21 protein-coding genes and 1 riboswitch are annotated in these 22,339 nt (G+C 37.2%); of the genes, 8 read left to right on the plus strand and 13 right to left on the minus strand.

The window, feature by feature from the left end:
- Positions 1-40 precede the first annotated feature (40 nt).
- Positions 41-787 (plus strand): hydrogen peroxide-dependent heme synthase, encoded by a 747-nt coding sequence (hemQ, locus tag BLQ56_RS10575; protein ID WP_090853508.1) that lies wholly within the window; start codon positions 41-43, stop codon positions 785-787.
- A 263-nt stretch (positions 788-1,050) separates the two neighbouring features.
- Positions 1,051-1,599 (plus strand): spore coat protein GerQ, encoded by a 549-nt coding sequence (gerQ, locus tag BLQ56_RS23870; protein ID WP_238457240.1) that lies wholly within the window; start codon positions 1,051-1,053, stop codon positions 1,597-1,599.
- A 51-nt stretch (positions 1,600-1,650) separates the two neighbouring features.
- On the opposite strand, the gene BLQ56_RS10585 is transcribed toward gerQ, so the two are convergent.
- The 5 genes from BLQ56_RS10585 to BLQ56_RS10610 form a co-directional block, all read right to left on the minus strand.
- Positions 1,651-2,022, minus strand: a complete 372-nt coding sequence (locus BLQ56_RS10585) for a DUF423 domain-containing protein (RefSeq protein WP_090853510.1) — start codon at positions 2,020-2,022, stop codon at positions 1,651-1,653.
- Between the two features lie 639 nt (positions 2,023-2,661).
- Complete coding sequence (locus BLQ56_RS10595; protein ID WP_090853516.1) at positions 2,662-2,976, minus strand: hypothetical protein; 315 nt, start codon at positions 2,974-2,976, stop codon at positions 2,662-2,664.
- A gap of 83 nt (positions 2,977-3,059) precedes the next feature.
- On the minus strand, positions 3,060-3,317 hold the full coding sequence (locus BLQ56_RS10600; RefSeq protein WP_090853519.1) for a YwdI family protein: 258 nt from the start codon (positions 3,315-3,317) through the stop codon (positions 3,060-3,062).
- A 16-nt stretch (positions 3,318-3,333) separates the two neighbouring features.
- Positions 3,334-3,513, minus strand: a complete 180-nt coding sequence (locus tag BLQ56_RS10605; RefSeq protein WP_238457241.1) for a uracil-DNA glycosylase — start codon at positions 3,511-3,513, stop codon at positions 3,334-3,336.
- Positions 3,514-3,533: 20 nt separating this feature from the next.
- The gene (locus tag BLQ56_RS10610) at positions 3,534-4,208 is read right to left on the minus strand and encodes a uracil-DNA glycosylase (RefSeq protein WP_090853522.1); all 675 of its coding nucleotides are present in this window, start codon (positions 4,206-4,208) and stop codon (positions 3,534-3,536) included.
- 389 nt (positions 4,209-4,597) lie between these two features.
- On the opposite strand from BLQ56_RS10610, the gene pflB reads away from it, so the two are divergent.
- A complete protein-coding gene (gene pflB, locus BLQ56_RS10615) occupies positions 4,598-6,826 on the plus strand; it encodes a formate C-acetyltransferase (protein ID WP_090853525.1) in 2,229 nt (742 codons plus the stop codon).
- Between the two features lie 163 nt (positions 6,827-6,989).
- Entirely contained in the window at positions 6,990-7,718 is a 729-nt protein-coding gene (gene pflA, locus BLQ56_RS10620) for a pyruvate formate-lyase-activating protein (RefSeq protein WP_090853527.1), read from the plus strand.
- A gap of 143 nt (positions 7,719-7,861) precedes the next feature.
- Here the strand turns inward: pflA and BLQ56_RS10625 are convergent, their stop codons facing one another.
- A complete protein-coding gene (locus BLQ56_RS10625; protein ID WP_338011850.1) occupies positions 7,862-8,218 on the minus strand; it encodes an HU family DNA-binding protein in 357 nt (118 codons plus the stop codon).
- Positions 8,219-8,391: 173 nt separating this feature from the next.
- On the opposite strand from BLQ56_RS10625, the gene BLQ56_RS10630 reads away from it, so the two are divergent.
- Positions 8,392-8,664 carry an alpha/beta-type small acid-soluble spore protein gene (locus tag BLQ56_RS10630; RefSeq protein WP_090853530.1) on the plus strand — a complete coding sequence of 91 codons (273 nt, stop codon included), beginning with the start codon at positions 8,392-8,394 and terminating at the stop codon, positions 8,662-8,664.
- Positions 8,665-8,763: 99 nt separating this feature from the next.
- The gene (locus BLQ56_RS10635) at positions 8,764-10,266 is read left to right on the plus strand and encodes a glycine betaine uptake BCCT transporter (protein WP_090853532.1); all 1,503 of its coding nucleotides are present in this window, start codon (positions 8,764-8,766) and stop codon (positions 10,264-10,266) included.
- 45 nt (positions 10,267-10,311) lie between these two features.
- Here BLQ56_RS10635 and BLQ56_RS10640 read toward each other — a convergent pair whose 3' ends face one another.
- The 3 genes from BLQ56_RS10640 to BLQ56_RS10650 all read right to left on the minus strand — a co-directional run bounded on the left by BLQ56_RS10640 (position 10,312) and on the right by BLQ56_RS10650 (position 12,773).
- On the minus strand, positions 10,312-10,767 hold the full coding sequence (locus tag BLQ56_RS10640) for a GNAT family N-acetyltransferase (RefSeq protein ID WP_238457242.1): 456 nt from the start codon (positions 10,765-10,767) through the stop codon (positions 10,312-10,314).
- Between the two features lie 77 nt (positions 10,768-10,844).
- Positions 10,845-11,705: a Cof-type HAD-IIB family hydrolase gene (locus BLQ56_RS10645; protein WP_090853535.1), complete on the minus strand. Its 861-nt coding sequence runs from the start codon at positions 11,703-11,705 to the stop codon at positions 10,845-10,847.
- A 168-nt stretch (positions 11,706-11,873) separates the two neighbouring features.
- Positions 11,874-12,773, minus strand: a complete 900-nt coding sequence (locus BLQ56_RS10650; RefSeq protein ID WP_090853537.1) for a hypothetical protein — start codon at positions 12,771-12,773, stop codon at positions 11,874-11,876.
- 43 nt (positions 12,774-12,816) lie between these two features.
- A riboswitch (cyclic di-GMP riboswitch) is annotated at positions 12,817-12,904 on the minus strand.
- Between the two features lie 152 nt (positions 12,905-13,056).
- Here BLQ56_RS10650 and BLQ56_RS10655 point away from each other — a divergent pair.
- Entirely contained in the window at positions 13,057-14,472 is a 1,416-nt protein-coding gene (locus BLQ56_RS10655; protein ID WP_090853540.1) for an amidase, read from the plus strand.
- 204 nt (positions 14,473-14,676) lie between these two features.
- Here the strand turns inward: BLQ56_RS10655 and BLQ56_RS10660 are convergent, their stop codons facing one another.
- Together BLQ56_RS10660 and codB are read right to left on the minus strand one after the other, a co-directional pair.
- On the minus strand, positions 14,677-15,945 hold the full coding sequence (locus BLQ56_RS10660) for a cytosine deaminase (RefSeq protein WP_090853543.1): 1,269 nt from the start codon (positions 15,943-15,945) through the stop codon (positions 14,677-14,679).
- Between the two features lies 1 nt (position 15,946).
- On the minus strand, positions 15,947-17,212 hold the full coding sequence (codB, locus tag BLQ56_RS10665) for a cytosine permease (RefSeq protein WP_090853546.1): 1,266 nt from the start codon (positions 17,210-17,212) through the stop codon (positions 15,947-15,949).
- Positions 17,213-17,553: 341 nt separating this feature from the next.
- Here codB and BLQ56_RS10670 point away from each other — a divergent pair, with 341 nt between their 5' ends.
- Complete coding sequence (locus BLQ56_RS10670; protein ID WP_090853549.1) at positions 17,554-18,936, plus strand: dipeptidase; 1,383 nt, start codon at positions 17,554-17,556, stop codon at positions 18,934-18,936.
- A gap of 255 nt (positions 18,937-19,191) precedes the next feature.
- Here BLQ56_RS10670 and BLQ56_RS10675 read toward each other — a convergent pair whose 3' ends face one another.
- Positions 19,192-21,306: a M6 family metallopeptidase gene (locus tag BLQ56_RS10675; protein WP_238457243.1), complete on the minus strand. Its 2,115-nt coding sequence runs from the start codon at positions 21,304-21,306 to the stop codon at positions 19,192-19,194.
- 245 nt (positions 21,307-21,551) lie between these two features.
- A complete protein-coding gene (locus tag BLQ56_RS10680) occupies positions 21,552-22,067 on the minus strand; it encodes a GNAT family N-acetyltransferase (protein ID WP_090853554.1) in 516 nt (171 codons plus the stop codon).
- Positions 22,068-22,339 lie beyond the last annotated feature (272 nt).

Raw genomic sequence — 22,339 nt, forward strand, 5'->3', positions numbered from 1 at the left:
ATAGATACATAATACTAATTATAAAGTAGGAGTGAAAAAAATGAGTGAAGCAGCACAAACGTTGGACGGTTGGTATTGTTTACATGATTTCCGAACGATGGATTGGACACTATGGAAAAGCATTTCAAGTGATGAGCGACAAACAGCAATCTATGAGTATCAAGGATTATTAGAAAAATGGAATGTAACACAAAATGAGAAAAAAGGAAGTCATGCTCTTTATTCAATCGTTGGACAAAAAGCAGATTTCATGATGATGTTTCTTCGCCCAACAATGGAAGAACTAAATCAAATGGAAATGGAATTTAACAAATCGAAGCTAGCTGAATTTACGATTCCTGTTCATTCATATGTATCAGTGGTTGAGTTAAGTAATTATTTACCTGCAGGAGAAAATCCATATGAAAATCCACAAGTTCTTGCTCGCCTTTATCCGATCTTGCCGAAATCTAAGTATGTTTGTTTTTATCCAATGGACAAGCGTCGTCAAGGAAATGATAACTGGTACATGCTTCCTATGGAAGAACGTCGTCAACTAATGAGAAGTCACGGAATGATTGGACGTCAATATGCAGGAAAAGTGAAACAAATCATTTCAGGTTCAGTTGGGTTCGATGATTACGAATGGGGTGTGACTTTATTCTCTGATGATGTACTTCAATTTAAAAAGTTAGTCTATGAAATGCGTTTTGATGAAGTAAGTGCTCGTTATGGAGAGTTTGGTTCTTTCTTCGTAGGTCATCATTTATCCGAGGAAAATCTTTATCAATTTTTACATGTAAATTAATAAATCATTATTTAGGTGGCTACAAATGTAGTCATCTTTTTTTGTTTTCTCATTTGGAATAATCGACCAATTCACCACATAGTTATTGTAGTGTATGTGCTTGATATTTTTAAAAAAACTCAGGAACCCTTTTCCAGCTTGGTAATTGTTTCACAAAGAGTCTTCTATACCTAGGCTCTGTACCAAAGTGTTGCTTCAATCAATTTATAGAAGAAAAGAAGTTTACGAGTATTTTATACTTAGTTTCCAGAGGAGGTTTCTTTATGAGTCAACAAAACCCACAGAATCAAAATCAAGAAAGTGAAGCAAGACAACAAAACCCTTATGCCGGATATGGGTATGATCCTTCTACTGCATACAACCCGTATGCAGGGTATACAGATCCTACTGCAGCTTACGGTGGCTATCAGCCTGGGCAGTATCAAACACCATATCAGCCACAGGTCTATCAACAACCGCCACAAGCTCAATTCCAATTGCCTTACCAGCAACAAGTTCCAGCCATAGGGCAAGAACCAGGAATGCTTCCGTTAGAGCAATCGTATATTGAGAATATCCTACGTTTAAACAAAGGAAAGTTAGCAACTGTTTATATGACTTTCGAAAACAACGCTCAGTGGAATGCAAAAATCTTTAAAGGTATTATTGAAGCGGCTGGACGTGATCACCTTATTTTAAGTGACCCACAATCAGGAATGCGTTATTTACTTCTGATGGTCTACTTAGATTATGTAACATTTGATGAAGAGCTTGATTATGAATATCCATATGCTGCTGGTGTTCCTGGGTTAAGCGCATATCCCCCAAGATAACCAAAAATAATTAAGGAGTGTTGCTAGTTAAGCACACTCCTTCTTTTTTACTTATACATTTTTAACGGCGGCAATGATTATTAATACCCAAGCCGCAAGAAAAGCAAGACCACCGAGAGGAGTAATCGCTCCTAGCACTTTAATTCCTGAGGTACTTAAAACATATAAGCTACCTGAAAAGAGTATGATCCCAACAACCATTAACCATCCGGAGAAACTAACAATCGATGAATTTGGCCATTTATCAACTAAGAATGCAATAAAAATAAGCCCTAACGCATGATACATATGATATGTAACACCCGTTTCCCACACCTTCAAATACTTCTCTGTTACCTTCCCTTCTAATCCATGTGCCCCAAAAGCACCAAGCGCTACTGCCAAAAAGGCATTAACCGCACCTAAAATTAAAAAAACCTTCATATTTTTAATTCCCCCATTCAACTAAACAATCATTACCTCTTCTCATTATATCCGTGTCCTTCCACTCAATCAAACAACGAGAACTACCTTCGGACTTCATCTGAATCGGCTTCGGACAAACCTTCACCTTTTTCCTATCACACCTGTCCGAACTTGGATCGACTTCAGACAATCTTTCACCTTTTCCTATCACACCTGTCTGAACTTGGATCGATTTCAGACAATCTTTCACCTTTTCCTATCACACTTGTCTGAACTTGGATCAATTTCAGACAATCTTTCACCTTTTCCTATCACACCTGTCTGAACTTGGATCGACTTCAGACAATCTTTCACCTTTTCCTATCACACTTGTCTGAACTTGGGTCGACTTCAGACAATCCTTCACTTTTTCTTATCACACCTGTCCGAACTTGGATCGACTTCAGACAATCCTTCACCTTTTCCTATCACACTTGTCTGAACTTGGATCGACTTCAGACACCCTCCACCCTTTCCCTATCATACTTGTCTGAACTCGGGCCGGCTTCGGTCAATTCTTTACCACCTCCCGCTACACCTGTCCGAACCTCAACCACATCTAGTATCAAAATAACAAAAGGCCACCTCAAAAGAAGTGACCAACCCGTCCTCAACAAATTATCGATTGTTCAAATAAACCGTTAAAGCATTCTTAATATCGGCTTCATGCTGCTTACTTGTTTGAATATGATAATGATCTCCCTCAAGTTCAGATTTGAACTCAGTATAGCCTTGTAATTTCAAGAAATCATCCACATCTGCCATAGAATCATTCTCATATAGTAACTTCTTGTTCCCTATATAATGATTATTTAACATGATTTCATAATGATCCCCTGATAACCCTTGATTTAAATCGGGCTCATTAATATCATAAAAAGGAATACCAGGTAAGCGCCCTGCACCCATCATGCCACTTCTAGTATCTGACATTTAATTACCTCCATACATCTTTATCTCATTCATAGATTTTCCATGGATAACAGATATATTAATGGTAAATTCAGTCATTCTGATTAAAAATCGAGCAATGAGTCTCCATTCCCATCATCATCAACCCTTGAAGGTGTGGACATCATCTTCTTTTCAACCAGATTTAACTCATTGTTACTATATGTTCTTTCATTTAAATCTTGTTTTTCTTCTAACACCAAATCGCATAAAGTTCTCATAACAATTAAATGCTCTCTAATTCTCACTTCACTCTGCTCTTGTTTTGCTTTTGCCAGCTCATTTGACATTTTATCTAATATTCGGTTCATCGGTATATTCATTATAGCAACCTCTCTTTCACTTACTTTTAGCAGCCTGTTTTTGACTAAACTTCATACAGTGGTTACCTGAAGATTGATAAACGGTTAAAGAGGGCATTGATTTCGTCTTAAAATTAAATGCCTTACAACCTTTCGGATATTGAGGCTCCCATGTTGTATAAAAATGCTGGCATGTAAAGCAATTGATTCTCTTCAACTTTTCTCCCACCTTTATCCTTAAATATCTTCTATTTGCCAATCAATTTCCTCAAGTCCTTGTTTACGCAAAATCTCATTTACTTTAGAAAAAGGCTTACTTCCAAAAAAACCTCTATATACAGAAAGCGGACTTGGGTGTGGAGCTGTTAATATAAAATGCTGTAAATTGGTGATCAACTTTGACTTTGAAATAGCATGTTTTCCCCACAGTATAAATATTACCGGCTTTTCTCTATCATTTAACTGTTTAATAATCGCATCGGTCAAAAGCTCCCACCCCTGCCCTTTATGTGAATTCGGCTCACCCTGTCGTACTGTTAAAACAGTATTTAGAAGCAATACCCCTTGTTTAGCCCACTTCTCCAAGCAGCCATTATTAGGAATAGAATGCCCAAGATCATCTTGTAACTCTTTAAAAATATTCAGTAATGAAGGAGGAATCTTCACTTCCGGTTTAACAGAAAAGCTCAGCCCATGTGCCTGCCCAGGACCATGATAAGGGTCTTGTCCTAAGATCACAACCTTCACCTCATGAAAATCTGTTAACTGAAAGCTATTAAAAATTTCATTCATCTCTGGGTAGATGTTAAAAGTATCACACTCACACTTTAAGTACTGTGATAATCTTAGAAAGTAATCTTGATGCAACTCATGTTCCAACACTCTCGCCCATTGATTATCAATCATATTCATCAATCAAAACTCCCAATAATATTTATTAAAACTATTTAAATTTTATCATTCATTCCATTATCTTAACACATTTAATATTTGGTTTTAATTGTGCTATTTTTCATTTTTATAATACAGTTATCACTTTTATTAGAACTGTTATATAATTGTGAATAAAATCACAAGAAAATGCACTTACTAATAATACGATCATTTTCTATCGTCCATTCATAATGTAAAATGGCAAACAAACACTTATAAAACAAGAATATAAGCACTTATTGTGCAATAGTTCACAAATATTTCACCTCTCCCCCCTATCATCTAAGACAGAACCGTAGTATCCTATTATTAGAATCTGTTATATAAGCAAAACACAAACTGTTATATATCCTAAGGAGGTTTTAAATATGAATCAATGGGAAAAATTTGTAGAAGGTAAATGGATGAAAGAAATTAATGTTAGAGATTTTATCCTAACAAACATTAAACCTTATACAGGAAACGAATCGTTTTTAGCCGGTGCTACTGAAAATACAAACAAACTTTGGAAGCAAGTCATGGAATTAACAAAACAGGAACGCGATAATGGTGGTGTTCTTGATATGGACACTGAAATTGTTTCAACCATTACTTCTCATGGTCCAGGTTATTTAAATGAGGAGATTGAAACAGTAGTAGGCGTACAAACTGACAAACCATTCAAACGTTCTCTTCAACCATTTGGTGGTATTCGTATGGCTGAGGCTGCTGCTGAATCATACGGTTTCAAAGTAAGTGAGGAAGTAAGCAAAATCTTTTCTGACTTTAGAAAAACACATAACCAAGGTGTATTTGATGCCTATACAGATGAGATGAAAGCAGCAAGAAAAGCAGGAATTATTACTGGTTTACCAGATGCATATGGACGCGGAAGAATTATTGGTGACTATCGTCGTGTGGCACTTTACGGGGTTAATCGCTTGATTGAAGAAAAGAAAAAGGATCTTAAACAAACAGGTTCAAAAACAATGTCTGAGGATATTATTCGTTTACGCGAAGAAATATCTGAGCAAATACGTTCTCTTCAAGAACTAAAGCAATTAGCAAATTCTTACAACTTTGATATTTCAGAACCTGCAACAAATGCTAAAGAAGCATTTCAATGGTTATACTTTGGTTACTTAGCTGCAATTAAAGAACAAAATGGAGCTGCAATGAGCTTAGGCCGTACATCTTCATTCCTTGATATCTATATTGAACGCGACTTAGAAAATGGTGTTCTTACAGAAGAAGAAGCACAAGAATTAGTTGACCATTTTGTTATGAAGCTACGCCTTGTAAAATTTGCTCGTACACCTGATTATAATGAACTTTTCAGTGGTGACCCAACATGGGTAACAGAGTCAATCGGTGGTGTTGCACTAGACGGTCGTCCACTAGTGACAAAGAACTCATTCAGATTCTTACACACATTAGATAACTTAGGTCCTGCTCCAGAACCAAACTTAACAGTACTTTGGTCAACACAGATGCCGGAAGAATTCAAAAAGTACTGTGCGAAAATGTCTATTAAAACAAGTTCAATTCAATATGAAAATGATGACATTATGCGTGAACAATTCGGAGATGACTACGGAATTGCTTGTTGTGTATCTGCAATGAGAATTGGTAAGCAAATGCAATTCTTCGGTGCACGCGCTAACCTTGCAAAAGCGTTATTATATGCAATTAATGGTGGAGTTGACGAAAAACAGAAATTCCAAGTTGGACCAGAATTCGCTCCAATCACTTCTGAGGTATTAGATTATAACGAAGTAATGGCGAAGTATGACACAGTGATGGAATGGCTAGCTGAGCTTTATATTAATACACTAAACGTGATCCACTACATGCATGATAAGTACTCATATGAGAGAGTTGAAATGGCATTACATGATACAAATGTACTTCGTACGATGGCAACCGGAATCGCTGGTTTATCTGTTGTTGCTGACTCACTAAGTGCAATTAAATATGCAAAAGTAAAAACAATTCGTGATGAAAATGGTCTTGTTGTAGACTTTGAAATTGATGGTGATTTCCCTAAATACGGAAACAATGACGATGCAGTTGATGAAATTGCTGTACAGTTAGTTGAGACATTTATGACAAAACTAAGAAAATACAAAACATATCGTGATTCACTACACACAATGTCTATTTTAACAATCACATCTAATGTCGTTTATGGTAAGAAAACAGGAAATACTCCTGATGGAAGACGTGCTGGTGAGCCATTTGCTCCAGGAGCAAACCCACTACATGGTCGTGATACAAAAGGTGCCCTAGCATCATTAAGCTCTGTTGCAAAGATTCCTTACACATCATCACTTGATGGAGTATCTAACACGTTCTCAATTGTACCAAAGGCTCTAGGTAAAGAAGATGCTACACAAGTATTGAACTTAGTAGCAATCCTTGATGGTTATGCTGAAAAATCTGGTCACCACTTAAATATCAATGTATTTAATCGTGAAACACTTTTAGATGCGATGGAGCATCCAGAAGAGTATCCACAATTAACAATTCGTGTTTCTGGATATGCTGTAAACTTTATTAAATTAACTCGTGAACAACAGATCGACGTAATCAATCGTACATTCCACGATAACTTATAAGTTCTAGATCACAGAAATGGGAAGATACTTTTCCATTTCTGTTTATTTTAAAGCATCAAATGTCACAGTAGAGTTTTAATCAATAAGCTATACTGGTCAAAGAAAATAATTTAGGGGAATATATGTAATACTAGTTTCATCCCCAAGAAGGAGGATCTCAGGCATGAACGGATATATACATTCGATCGAATCTTGCGGAACGGTGGATGGACCTGGTTTACGTTATATTATTTTTACACAAGGGTGTTTGCTACGGTGCCAATTTTGCCATAATCCAGACACATGGGAAATCGGTACTGGCCGTGAGATCACAGTGAACGAGGTTATTAAAGACTTGCAATCCTATCTTCCATTTATGAAAGCGTCAAACGGAGGCATTACGGTGAGTGGTGGGGAACCATTGCTACAACTTGATTTTTTATTAGCACTCTTTAAAGAATGTAAGAAGTTAGGAATTCATACGACCATTGACACATCTGGTGGCTGCTATAGCAACGAGGAATCTTTTCAACAAAAACTAGCAGAAGTGCTTGAATATACAGACCTTTTACTCCTAGACCTTAAACAAATCGACTCAAAGAAGCATCGTAAGTTAACTGGAAAACCAAATGAACATATCTTAGAATTTGCAAACTACTTGTCTGATCGAAACATCCCTGTTTGGATTCGCCATGTGCTTGTACCAGGGATTACGGATGATCAGGAAGATTTAAAGAAACTTAGAGCGTTTATTGACACATTAAACAATGTTGAAAAGGTTGAAATTTTACCTTATCACAAGCTTGGTGTTTATAAATGGCATACATTAGGATTAAAATATCCTCTAGAACATGTCGAGCCACCAACAGAAGAAGTCGTAAAAATGGCAACTAGTATTCTGATAGATAAATAAATTAAAAAAGCAGAAGAAGCTCTCACAACTGTTTATAACCGCGCCTCGATGGCGTCTATGAGCTAGGAAACTAAAACTCGGTTCAAATCATACCTTCTTAAAAAGAATAAAAAAAGCTGACTCCTGGAGTCAGCTTTTTTCTATTAGTTAACTGCTTCTTTTAATGCTTTACCTGGCTTGAATGCAGGAACTTTGCTAGCAGCGATTTCAATTTCTTCACCTGTTTGTGGGTTACGACCTTTACGGGCAGAACGTTCACGAACTTCGAAGTTTCCAAATCCAATTAATTGAACCTTATCTCCACTTGCTAATGCTTCTTGAATTGCTTCAAATACTGCGTCAACAGCCTTTGTTGCATCTTTTTTTGATAGTTCTGAGCTTTCTGCTACTGCAGTTACTAATTCAGTTTTATTCATTATTTTTTCTCCTCTCAAAAGAACATATATTCTTTTTACCATGTTTTGCTTTGATTGGCAACTTTTAATCAGAAATTTACCTATTAATCTTGTGTATGCTAAATCACTTTACTAGATTAGCCAAAACTCATGATTTTAAAACATCTATACTAAAATTTTTTCTTAATCATTTATTTATTTTTCGATGGGATTGTTAATTTATAAGCAATTTGGACAATTTATTAATATCAACAGGAATTAATAAGGAGGGATTGCTCATGGCAAGAAAGCGTCGACCATTAGTCCGAGAAGCTAGAGCTGGACTTGATCAGTTAAAAGTGAATGTAATGAAAGAAAAGGGATATCAACCTACTAACACCTCCCCTGATTCGGTTAAGTATGAAGTGGCGAGAGATCTTGATATCCCATTATCAAAGGACTATAATGGCACATTAACCTCTAAACAAGCTGGAAAAATAGGGGGAGAAATAGGCGGTAGTATGGTGAAAGAAATGATTAAGATGGCACAACAAAACCTGACAAAAGAATAAAATCATAAATACATTATCAATAAGGTGTCTTTCTGGTTTTCAACTACCATACATAAAAACCCATGCAACCTCAAACACTTTTAAAAAAGGAGGTTTATTATGAGAAAAGATGTAACCAACGTTTTTTGGATTTCTCTTGTTATTGCAGTCCTATTTGTAGCTTGGGGTGTTTTTCTACCATCCTCTCTAGAAGCTGCAATGGGAGTGGCACAGGGGTTTTTCCTTGTTAACTTCGGTTGGTTTTATCAGTTGACCGCTACCTTCTTTTTAATTTTTGCCTTATTTTTGATCTTCAGCCGATATGGTAAAATAAAGCTAGGTAAAGATACAGATAAACCAGAGTTCTCCAACCTAACTTGGTTCGCTATGTTATTTAGTGCAGGAATGGGAATTGGATTACTATTCTTTGGTGTCTCAGAGCCGATTTCACATTTTACTAACCCACCAATTGATGTAGAGCCCGGATCAAGTGAAGCAGCTAGAATTGCCCTTAGATATACTTATTTACACTGGGGATTCCACGCTTGGGCGATTTACGCAGTCATAGCACTTGCGCTAGCTTACTATAAGTTCAGAAAAGATCTTCCAGGATTAATGAGTGCTACTCTATACCCATTATTAGGTGAGAAAACAAAAGGTCCCATAGGAGTTACAATCGATGTCATTGCCGTTTTTGCGACCATTTTCGGTGTTGCTGCATCTCTCGGATTGGGATCACAGCAAATCAATGGGGGATTAAGCTACTTATTTGGTATCCCTAACAATTTTGGAATTCAGTTAATTATTATCTCTATTGTTACAGTTTTATTTCTAATATCTGCAGGTACAGGGGTAAAACGAGGAATTAAATATTTAAGTAACGCAAATATGATATTAGCAGTTGTCATCTTATTTGCAGTCCTCTTTCTAGGACCGACTGTTTTTCTGCTAGATTTATTTACTACTACATTAGGGGGATATATTCAGAATCTCCCGAGTATGGGACTTCGATTGTCACCCTTCAATGAAGAAAGAGCTGCTTGGGTACAAGGCTGGACCATTTTCTATTGGGCATGGTGGATTGCTTGGGCTCCATTTGTAGGGACCTTTATTGCACGTGTTTCCAAAGGACGAACAGTTAGAGAATTCGTCATTGCAGTACTTCTAGTACCCACACTTGTTTGTGCCTTCTGGTTCGCCGTTTTTGGTGGTACTGGAATTTTCTATGATTATAATATGGGTACAGATGTTGCTGGCCAAAGTACTGAAACAGCATTGTTTTACTTATTTCAGCAGCTTCCATTAACCAACATTCTATCAATCGTTACGCTTGTTCTAATCTCAACCTTTTTTATCACATCAGCTGATTCAGCTACTTTTGTTCTCGGGATTCAAACAACAAACGGATCATTAGAACCATCAAATTTTGTTAAGTATACATGGGGCATTATTTTAGCATTATCTGCGATCGTTTTAATGCTCTCAGGAGGTCTGAGTGCAATGCAGACGGCCATCATTGTAAGTGCCTTTCCACTTGCTATTGTCCTGATTTTTACAACCGTTGCTATGCTCAAATCGTTCCAGGCAGAAATTGTAGAAGCGAACAAAAGAAAAAAAAGATAATAATAAGAGGTTGCCCACTTCACTTTGGGGCAACCTCTTTAAAATTTATACCGTAAGAAAATAATGATATATACCTTGTTCCTTTTCAAAACCTAATGATTCATACAGTTTTTGAGCATGGATGTTATTTTCACCCGTTTCAAGTGCTAATCCCTTGGCTCCTGTTTCACAGGCAAGTGTATTTGCTTTTGCGATTAAGGCCTGTGCCACACCTTTTCTCCTGGATGCTTTCGTTACATATAAATCATTTAAAACCCAAATTTTCCTCATCGATACGGAAGAATAGGAAGGATATAGCTGTGTAAAGCCATATGCTTCTGTTCTATCCTTATTAACGGCCAAGAAAATAACCGAATCCTTATTTTTCAATCGTTCATCTATAAACGCAGTAGCTCCTTCTAAGTCACTCTGTTGCTCATAAAAAATACGATATTGATTAAATAAGTCTGAAATTTGGTCAATCTGTTCTTCTGATCCTTTGATTACTTCTACTTCCATCATAACCTCTCCCCCACATATCCATTACAACCATATGTATTCGAGGTTTTACCCAATTTCACCTGCAAAACCGGATATTGTTAAGATTGATTCAGTACCTCTAAAATGGCTTTACCTACTCCATCATTTTTATTCGTATCAGTACTATGATTACTATGTATTCTCACGTCTTCTGGGGCATTCCCCATCGCTACAGATCTACCTGCACACTTAAACATCGAAATATCGTTAAAATTGTCACCTATGGCCATTGTTTCTTCAAGCGATATATTTCTCTGTTTTACAAATTGTGTTAATGCCAATCCTTTTTGTGCGTGAATACTATTGATCTCAAGATTCTCTTTTCCTGATGAACTTACTGCAATTCCTTCAAGTTTTGATAACTCTTCCTTCAACTCGACTAGTACTTTAGGGTCAAACGAAAATGAGATAAATTTGTATACCGATTTATTACTTTCAACGATTGACTTGAACTCGTCTACTAAATGAATAAGCCCATTTTCATATCGCTCTTTTGCTGCCTTTAGTGTTTCTTCATAATTGACATGTTTGTTCGGGCTCATAAATATATCCATTATAATCATAAGACCTTTCTCATAGTCCTTAGAATATGTTCCATCCTCATTATATAGCTCATAATATGCTTGTTTTTTATCTAAAATTTCCATAATCTTATATGCCGTTGTTTGTTCAATTGGACTTTCATCCAGCCTCTCACCTGAAATCGATCTCACCTCTGCACCGTTCACACAAATAATCGGGCAATTAAGACCAACTTCATCTAATGGGGATTTTGCTTCAAGATAGGATCGACCCGTTGCGATGACCACTTCAATCCCGTTTGCTTGAGCGCGTTCAATTGCTTGCTTATTAAATTCGCTCACTACATGATGTTCATTCAATAATGTTCCATCCATATCAATCGCAATACATTTTATCACTATGCCAACACCCTTCTTTAAATAAGCCTATTGTTAAATATTTTACTTATAACTCTTAATTATACGAGTCTTTAATAGAAAAATAAAATTATACACTCAAGTTTAACTAACCAACTCCCCATGGAAAAGAAAAAAATAGAAGGGGATCCCCTTCTATTTTGTATAGTTTTATGGCTTTAAATTCATCCAGCTTTGTAAATAGTGAATCCCAAATCCATGGAAGCTAGTATACCCTTCATATTCTGTTTCGACCAAGCTTAGCTGGCTATTCATATGTGCGCGTCCTTCTTCATAGAACGAAAGAAAATTCCCTTCTGATGATTGAAGTGTTTCAACAGCAATTTCGATTTTCTTCCCTTGTCTTTTTGCCTCATTCATTTCGTATCTCACTAGTTCTATGATTCCATTAGGACCAACTGCTTGATCTCGGTACGCCATAATTGTTGTAGAATCGGTTTTACTTATCACCCAGCTAGCCAAATTACCTTTACCAAATGTGTTCCTATACGTTTGTTCATCGAACCAGAACGGAATATCAGCAGCAAATGTTAACCCTAATGATTTCGAGGATAATGATGCCTTTGAGATTAACGTTTGGTATGCATGAACTGTTTTCTTATAATTCGTCTTCCAACCACTATAAATATAAGGTTCGATATCTAAATGAACACCAGTGAAGCGTTCATTCGGTTGTACCTTTGACTGATAGTTTGTTAACCAATTAAAGAATTGATCTTGATATACTCCACCTTTTGGAGATACCCAATCAGGTGCTCCATCTAATGCATAGACTTGTACACCTTTTTCAGTCGCACTTTTAATAAAGTTGATATAGTATTGATCAGCAATATCTTTATTAATCTGCAGATAGATTGTCTTAACTCCATTTTGTGTGGCAAAGTCAATGATTTCAGCCGAATTCTGAATAATTTCATCTGTGTGCCATAACCATGTTGATTTAGCTGCAGTGGTTTGAGCATTCACGGGAGATTGGAACAAAGGACTAAAAACCCCCATTATTAAAATAAAAACAAGCGAACTCTTCATTAACAGCTTCGTCTTTGGCATATTCTTCTCTCCTTTTGAAACCCAGCGCTCTATTCAAAAGGAGCCTGGCAGCCTGGCTACCATAAATCAAGAGATCCTTTAGGTCCACGGCTTTGCGTCCTTGCCTTTCAACAAGTTTGCCTTTTTTCAGTTAGTTTAATACTAATATTATAAAATATAATAGTCCTTTTCGAACGTGACTAAAGGACTATTTAATTCATCAGGATTATTTTTACATAAAATATGACTATCCTTTATTCACTTATGTTAATTTGTAGGTATTACATATTTACGGGAGGTAGGAATGGATCATTTCAAATGGTTAGATGCATTATCTTTAGCTAAGTTAATCCGCGACAAACAAGTGACCTCTGATGAGTTAGTCGAAGTAGTATTGAATAGAATTACTAAGGTAAATCCTAAGATTAATGCTGTGAATAGCTTATTAGAAAGAAATTCTGAACAGCCTATTAACCTACAACATGACCATGACCTCTCTGGTATCTTTAGTGGTGTTCCTTTCTTAATGAAGGATTTAGAGTTTTTTGCTGGAACACGTTATACAGGAGGTTCAAACTATTTAAAGAATTTTATCGCACCTGTTGATTCTGAGTTAGTCTCACGAATACGTAAGTCTGGCTTTGAAACAATCGGGAAAACCAATACATGTGAATTTGGAATCCAGCCTATTACAGAGCCTAGCCTGTTTGGTCCCACACGAAACCCATGGAACACTAACTATACAGCAGGAGGGTCAAGCGGTGGTGCTGCCGCTGCCGTTGCAGCCGGTATAGTTCCTGTTGCTCATGCTTCTGATGGAGGTGGTTCTATCCGCATTCCAGCATCTTGCTGTGGCTTATTTGGCCTGAAAATTAGTCGTGGGAGAAATCCGAAAAGTCCTGACCCTGTAGGGATCTCAATCAGTCATTGCATCTCACGTTCAGTTCGGGATAGCGCTGCATTTCTTGATGCAATACATGGTAGTGCCTTAGGAGACCCATATTCAGCACCACCTTTTGAGGGCAGCTTTTTAGAAGAGGTATCCAAGACACCGAGAAAGCTACGTATCGGCTTTTTAACAACCGCTTTTGATGGATCACCTATTCACAAGGATTGTTCTGATGCAGTAAAGGATGCTGTGAATCTATTAGAGGGTCTTGGGCACGAGGTGATTGAAACAAAACCAACAATTGATGTTAAAGGATTTACCGATGCCTTTACAACCCTTTGGTATCAACTTCTTTTAGCTGGTGTAACCTCAATGGAAAGACTGGTCGGTCGGAAACCAACAGGCGATGACTTTGAACCACTTACCTGGGAAATAGTAAGACAAGCAAGAGAAATGACTGCCAATCAATACTTAAACTCAGTTGCTTATATGCAAATGGTAAGCAGAGAAATGGCATTCTTATTCACCAAATATGATTTACTTCTTTCTCCAACTTTGTCAAAGCCTCCAGTTAAAATAGGAGAAATAAGTTATCAAGACAACTTAGAAGAATACTCGAAAGTGATTAATGAGTGGGTTCCATATACACCTGTTGCAAATGCGACAGGCATTCCAGCGATGAATGTCCCACTCTATTGGAATCAAGAGGGACTTCCTATTGGTGTTCATTTTATGGCTCCTTATGGGGATGAAGCCACCTTATTTCAACTTGCTGGACAATTGGAAGAAGCTCGTCCTTGGAAAGAGCGGTATCCGGCTGTGAGTGTGTAAGGCTCGAGGACCTGTTCGTTTTGGTCCTCTCTTTTGCTTTTATCTACGATAAAATAGATATATCTACGAAAATCTGTTTTTATCTACGATAATTCATTTTTATCTACGAAAAACAAAATATATCTACGAAATTCACCTCTTTATCTTCGAACACACAAAACAACATAAAAAAGCCATCGCCTAAAAAAGCGACAGCCTTCAAAACTATTTTTTAAATGTAACATCTTCCATTTTGCCATTATCTAAATGAAGTCGAGTACGACTTGGCTCTGTCTCTGAAATGACTACACCATTACGAATTGAATAAGAAATCGGAACTTGTCTTCTGACTGCATCATATTCATTCTCTGCAGCCAGAACAATCATATTTCCAGGCTTTCCTTCTTCAATTCCATACTGATCTTCAATATGCATCGTTTTTGCACTATTACTTGTAATTAAATCGATTGAGTTAACGATTTGATCGTAGCCCATTAATTGCGCAACATGAATTCCCATATGCAAGACCTGAAGCATATTCCCTGTGCCAAGTGGATACCAAGGATCAAATATATCGTCATGACCAAAGCAAACATTAATATCAGCTTCAAGTAATTCTTTAACTCTCGTCATTCCACGTCGTTTTGGGTACGTATCAAAGCGACCTTGCAAATGAATATTTACGAGCGGATTTGCTACAAAATTGATTTTAGATAATTTCAACAGACGGAAAAGCTTATATGTGTATGCATCATTGTAAGACCCCATTGCAGTTGTATGACTAGCAGTCACTTTTTCACCCATACCTAGACGATAGGCTTCATTTGCTACAACCTCAATAAAACGTGATTGCTCATCATCAATTTCGTCACAATGGATATCTACTAATCGATCATATTTACCCGCTAGATCGAACGCAATTTTCATTGATTCCACACCATATTCTCTTGTGAATTCAAAGTGTGGAATCCCACCCACAACATCTGCACCCATCCGAAGTGCTTCTTCTACTAATTCCGCTCCATTTGGATAAGAAAGGATACCTTCCTGTGGAAATGCAACCAATTGTAGATTTACAAAACGAGACATTTCCTCTTTTACTTCAAGAAGTGCTTTTAACGCAGTAAGGTCAGGATCTGTTACATCAACATGTGTACGAACATGCTGGATTCCTTGGGCAATTTGCCATTTCAGTGCCGTTTTTGCTCGCGTTTTAACATCTTCAAGTGTCAAAGATTCCTTCCGTTCAGACCATCTTTGAATCCCTTCAAATAATGTCCCACTTTTATTCCATTCAGGTTCTCCCGCTGTTAGCGTCGTATCTAAATGAATATGTGGTTCAACAAATGGAGGAAGTACAAGGCACTCATTTACATCGAGCACCTTGTCTGATGTACCTTCAATCTCTCTAGCTATTTTAACAATCGTTCCATCTACTATTTGAATTTGCCAGAGCCCTTCTTTTTGACGAAGTTTTGCATTTTTTATAATCAAATTAACTCACCTTTTTCATTTCAGTTGGTGCAGATGCATTAGCTGCTACTACTTTTGTAATGATAACATAAACGATTGCTGATCCAAGCACAGCATTTACTGGAGGAAGTCCTGGTACAAATTTCGCAAACAGCACACCAGCTAACCACGCTACGATTGCAATCCAATTAACTGCTTTGAACTTCATTTCATTAAAACCTTTATAGTTTCCACGATTTACAAGGAAATAATCCGCTAAAATGATGGCACCGATTGGTGGTAAAGTAGATCCTAAGAATGTTAACCAACCAACGAAGTTGTTATATAACCAGATTGCAAAAATTGTTCCGACTATACCGTTGAAAATAACAACCTTATTTTTCGAGATTTTTGTAATATTTGAGAAACCTAAACCTGAAGCATATAGTGCATTGTCATTTGTTGTCCAAATATTTAATCCTAGTACAATAATTGCTGGGATTATTAATCCTTGAATAAACATTACTTCTGAAATATCTGACTGTCCTGTTGCTACTGCACCTACTGCACCAAAAATGAACATTAATGAATTTCCGATGAAGAATGCAATCACTGTTGTCGTCACTGCAGAACGTTTTGTTTTTGCAAAGCGAGCAAAATCAGGCGTTAATGTACCTCCACTTATAAAAGAACCAATACAAATCGTTAATGCCGCAGCTAGTCCTAGCGCTTCTGTTGGTTGATACTCCATTAACCCTTGCATACCACCTAAAGAATCTGTCGCTTTACCTACTGAAATACTACCTAACACTGCAATTGCTGGAACAGCGATAAAACTAAGGATCGCTAGTGCCTTCATTCCAAAGTAAGCTGTCGCTGTCATTAAAAGTCCTGCTACAATGATTAACATATGAACATTAAGTCCTGTAACCTTTTGAACAGGGAAGGCAAACATCGCAACTCCTACCCCAAACCAACCTACTTGTGTTGCTCCTAAAAGAAAAGATGAAAGATATGACCCTTTTTCTCCAAATGCATATCTAGCTAATAGGTGTGTTGATAAGCCTGTTTTTGCTGCAATGTAAGCTAGTGAACCTGTATATAAACCTAATAAAAGATTACCTGCTAAAACAATTAAAACAAATTGTTTGAAGTCTAGTCCCGCTCCTAGCGTACCTCCGGATAACATACTTGCCGAGAAGAATGTAAATCCGAGCATTACGACGAGCATTTTCCAAAATCCATTTCGGTTTGCTTGTGGCACTGCCTCAAGTGAAAAGTCGTGGTCAATCGTGTGTTTCTTTGTCATGATGTATTCCTCCAATTCATTATTTGAACTGGTACACTTCGTTAGAAACGGCAAAAAAAGGCTTCCTGCCGTTTCTGACAAGAAGCCTCTAATCATGCAAATATAGTTGGATAGGATACACCTCACCCAAACATGTTTGCATATTTTCCGCTTACCTTGCCAGTCTCACGGGACTGAATTAAAGGTACCAATATTAAACTAGTTTTTATTATACTCGAATTATTTCGAACGTCAAACTAAATTTTCAAAAAAAGAGATTGAAATTATTCCCAGTCTTGCTTTTAGTCATCTAAAGAAGGAAAATAAGTTACATATACATACTTTCAACTGGAGGAATTGTTATGGAACAAAAAACACAAGATTATTTAACTGAGAACAGAGACAAACACCTAACTGAACTAGTTGACTTACTATCGATCCAAAGTATTAGTGCATTGCCTGAACATAAAGATGATGTCAAAAAGGCAGCGAATTGGATGGCAGATGCATTAACTGAAATTGGCATGGAGCATGTTAAAGTACATGAAACAAAAGGACATCCTGTCGTGTATGCTGATTGGCTGAATGCACCTGGAAAACCTACCGTGCTCATTTATGGCCACTATGATGTCCAACCAGTCGATCCCCTTCATTTATGGGATAGCCCTCCTTTTGAGGCAGAAATTAGAGACGAGAAGATTTATGCGCGTGGAGCCAGTGATGATAAAGGACAAACGTTCATGCATTTAAAAGCGATTCAAGCGATTTTAGAAACAACCGGTACACTTCCTATTAATGTGAAATTCTGTATTGAAGGAGAAGAAGAAATCGGAAGTCCAAATTTACCTGCATTCACTGAGGAAAACAAAGAGCTTTTAGCTGCAGACATCCTCGTGATCTCTGATACTGGAATGCTTGAGCCTGGAAAGCCTACCATCTGTTATGGATTAAGAGGGCTATGTGGGCTTCAAATTGATATAAAAGGAGCGAAAGGTGACTTACACTCAGGCCTTTATGGGGGCGGTGTTCAAAATGCAATCCATGCATTAGTTAACCTGGTATCTACATTTCATAATGAACATGGCCAAGTTACGGTTGAAGGATTTTATGATAAGGTTGCAGCTCTGACTGACGAAGAAAAGGCAGCATATGCCGAATTGAATTTTGATGAAGAAGCTGTTCTCAAAGAATTACATGTTCCAGAACTATTCGGAGAAGAAGGCTATACGTATCTAGAGAGAACTTGGGTAAGGCCTACTTTAGAAGTAAATGGGATTTACGGCGGATTTCAAGGTGAAGGAATTAAGACTGTTTTACCTTCTGAAGCAGGTGCTAAAATCACATGTCGCTTAGTTCCTGATCAAGATCCTGATGAAATTGCAGAATTACTGCAAAAGCATATTGAAGCACATAAACCAAAAGGGGTCGAGGTAAAGGTTTCACTATTTGATAAAGGAGCACCATTTGTGACTCCATTTGATCACCCTGCTATCCAAGCAGCAGGACGTGCATATGAAAAAGTGTATCAAGTTCCAACCTCGTATACGCGTGGTGGTGGCTCAATTCCAATCGTTGCTACCTTTGATGAAATTTTAAACATTCCAACTGTGCTGATGGGATTTGGGTTACCAACAGAGAACTTCCATGCACCAAACGAGCACTTCCATTTAGAAAATTACGATAAAGGGATATTAACGCTTTGTCATTATTGGTATGAATTAGAAAAGACATTAAAAGTTAAATAATATAGATTGTTGCTCTTTGAAAGCCGCAGGCTGAATACTCTCCGCGTCCGGCGGGTGACCAGTGAGCCTCCTCGTCGCTAACGCTCCTGTGGGGTCTCACTTTGGCCACTGATCCCGCAGGAGTCTACGTGTATTCAGCCTGCTTGTAATTACCATTTCAATGTTTAATGTCCAAAAACACAAACTTTGAAAACAGCCTTAAATAAAAAGAAGAGGACTACCTGCCCAAAGTAGTCCTCTTCCTCAATTATCATATTATTTTTTCTTTGGTCCTTTTTCTTTTAGATTCACTTCATATGTGAAATCAACAGGGTTTTTATCACCCTCAGGTGCCGCGTAAGATGTAATCATATAGTTTGTACCATCTTTAAACAACTGTCTTAACTGCAATGCATTTTCTTCAGTAACATTGAACGGATCAACGGTTACCACTTTATAATTTATTTTCGCACCCTTCTTCTTACCAACTTCCTTCTCATTGATAAATGTCACTGTATAATCTACATATTTCCCTAGAACCTCATTCATTGACTTAAATCCATCTGTTGAACTTCCATCATTCGAGTAAGAGATTTCTGGAATTTCGATGTTATCTATAAACCAACCACTGTCATTATAGCCCCAGTCTGTTAAATAGCGGAAGGATACAAGGATGTTCTGTCCAGCATATTCACTTAAATCAAAGGTCTCTGTTTGCCACTCATCGTAGTGACCTGTAAATCCTGGTAGATTCTCCTTGATTTTAGGATAACCTTCTTCCACCACATCTGATCTTGTATTTTCATTTGCTAGACTTGTCCATGTACTTCCACCGTCAGTTGACACTTGAACCACGCCAAAGTCCCACTGTTCTTCAATATCAATGAAGTTATCGAAGTTAAGAGTTGCATTTTCTACCGCCGTTAAATCCGCTTCAAAAATCAACGCATTATCAGCTTCGTCACCGTTATTCCCCCATAAAACTTGGTTATCTGAACCTAGAGGATCGACCACTGTTTCCCATGGGATTGGAAGGAAGTCAACACCATCAAAGCTGATTTTATCAATCTTGTCTTGGAAGTCTAGTATTTTGAAGTCTCCACCCCAAGCAGGGACTCCCTCTTTTTCAAACTCTAGTGCCTTCTCATAGTTCACTGTCATTCCACGCTTTGTTCCATCACTATCAACTGGAATATCTCTTAGGTCGATACTATCAAAATTATAGATTCCATCACCACTATCCATCGACAATGCTGTAATAAAGTTTTGATAAAGCTCGGTAAAATCAAGATCATATCCATGTGCTTTAAGGGTCTCATTTACACCATTAATCCCAGTATATTCACTCTTTGCAAGATCTCTAATAAACTCTTTTCCAAACTTGTCATTCATATATAAAGTAAATAAGTATACTTGTCCATAATCAGCAATTGTTTCAGGACCTGTTTCGGTTACTCGATGCTCATCCCAATTCACTAATGAATTTTCTGGGTGATCTAAATAAAAGTTAATCGACCCTTCACCATGACCATATCCACCTAAAAATTCAGAGAAAGTTGACATTCCCTCATTAATCCACGTTTCCTCTGCAGGATCATTATCAGCATGAATCAAATGCTGAAGCTCATGAATAGTAGTAGCAAAGAACGTTGATTCTAATCTCGTTTCCCAGCTGTTTGTATCGATTGTAATAATATTTCTATCAATATAGTTTTCTAGTGTTTGCCAGAAGAAGCCTGCAACAAAGAATGGATAAGTTGGGTCAGTATAATTTTCATCTTGAACATTATCAACTAACATAATGATCTTATCGCTTGTTTCATAATACCCTTCATCAAAGTAACCCCAATCAACCAGTGGTGAATGAGATCCATCTAATGTGTCCGGCGTTCCGAAGAACTCAGTTGCCACAGGATACATATTGCTATCAAATTCATCTCGAAGCTTGTCCACCTGCTCTTGTGTCACGACGTGAGCAGGGCGTGGGTCACCTTCTGGGAAACTTAAATCATCCGCTACCCATATCTCAACATTTTCACCAACACTACGAAGAGTGAATTCTTTAAAAGCTAGATTCCTATCCAGGAATAGTTTTGTTCCACCATTATATGAAAATGAAGAATCATCTGACTCGGCATCAGCTGCCTCTATTTCATCAAAATTTATCTCAGCCGCCTGATCTTTAATAGATTGCTCCGCATTTTTTAAAAATTCTTCATCCTTAGAAAGACTATCTAAGTATGTATCAATATCAATCTTGTCCCCATATCTTTCTATGTTCCAATTTGGTGTTGTTGCCGCTTCAGCACTCTGAGTGGTTGTTGCTAGTGGTGTTAATAATGATAGAGCTAAAGCACTAGTTGATAAGACAGATAATAATTTCTTTTTCAAAATAATCCCTCTTTCCTATGTTCGTTTTTTTGAGTAGAACCATCATATCACAAGGGATTATTAAGTTTTTTTCAAGGGACATTCATGGTGCAAACATTAGATTATTCTCGACTTTTTTCAATATTTTTCATATAGTCACTAATACCTATCTTCACAAAAGGTTCACCATTTTCTTACATATTAATTACATCACCCTGTGACTATTGTCATTTCCGTTCGACAATTTCATTACTAGATTTGATTTACTAGATTCTTCTCTTCAATTTTAGAGAAAAATGGAGGATGTATTGCAAACCCATAAATCCATAGCGCTTTCGGCCTTGATAATGAAATCCTAGTTTTTTATATAGGTTTATAGCGGTCTTATTTCCCTTATTAACAGCTAGTACAACTTCATTGAAGTCTGGAAATTCTCTCTTTAAAAACTGTGGTAGCTCAGTTAGGGCATTTGTTGCATACCCTTTACCTTGATCGTTTAAATTCACTGAGAAAGCACGAAGAAGGATGGCTTGAGAGTTATTCGTATATTCTTTAACTTCAGGTCCATGATGTAAAATAAAAAAACCTACAGGTACCCCTTTTAACTCTATTACAATTGGAAATCGATAAGGGTCTTTTATAGCGATAGCAAGGACATCAGTTGGGAGAACAGTAAACTTTAATTGAGAAGGTGTTAAATAAAAGGATTGAAGTTGTAAAAAATGCTCTTGATGATAATAACGAAGTTTGATTAATGAAGAATCTACTACAGGACTTAACATAGGTTTTTCACTCCAACACAATATGATGAACCTATTTTAGCAAAAGCAAACGGAGAAATTACTCGAAACTTGTATAGGTTTTCCAATCTTGTTAACAAGACCATCATACTTATACGAAAAACATCTCTCATTTTGTATGCTAGAACCCCTCTATTGGACAAAACACAACTACGCTTCATTCATTTTGTCTGATAGAGCATCTCTATTGGACAAAACACCCACGCGCTTCATTCATTTTGTCTGATAGAACCCCTCTATCGGACAGAACACCC

It is taken from the genome of Litchfieldia salsa (assembly GCF_900104555.1).
In the GTDB taxonomy this organism is placed as follows: Bacteria; Bacillota; Bacilli; order Bacillales; family Bacillaceae_L; genus Litchfieldia; species Litchfieldia salsa.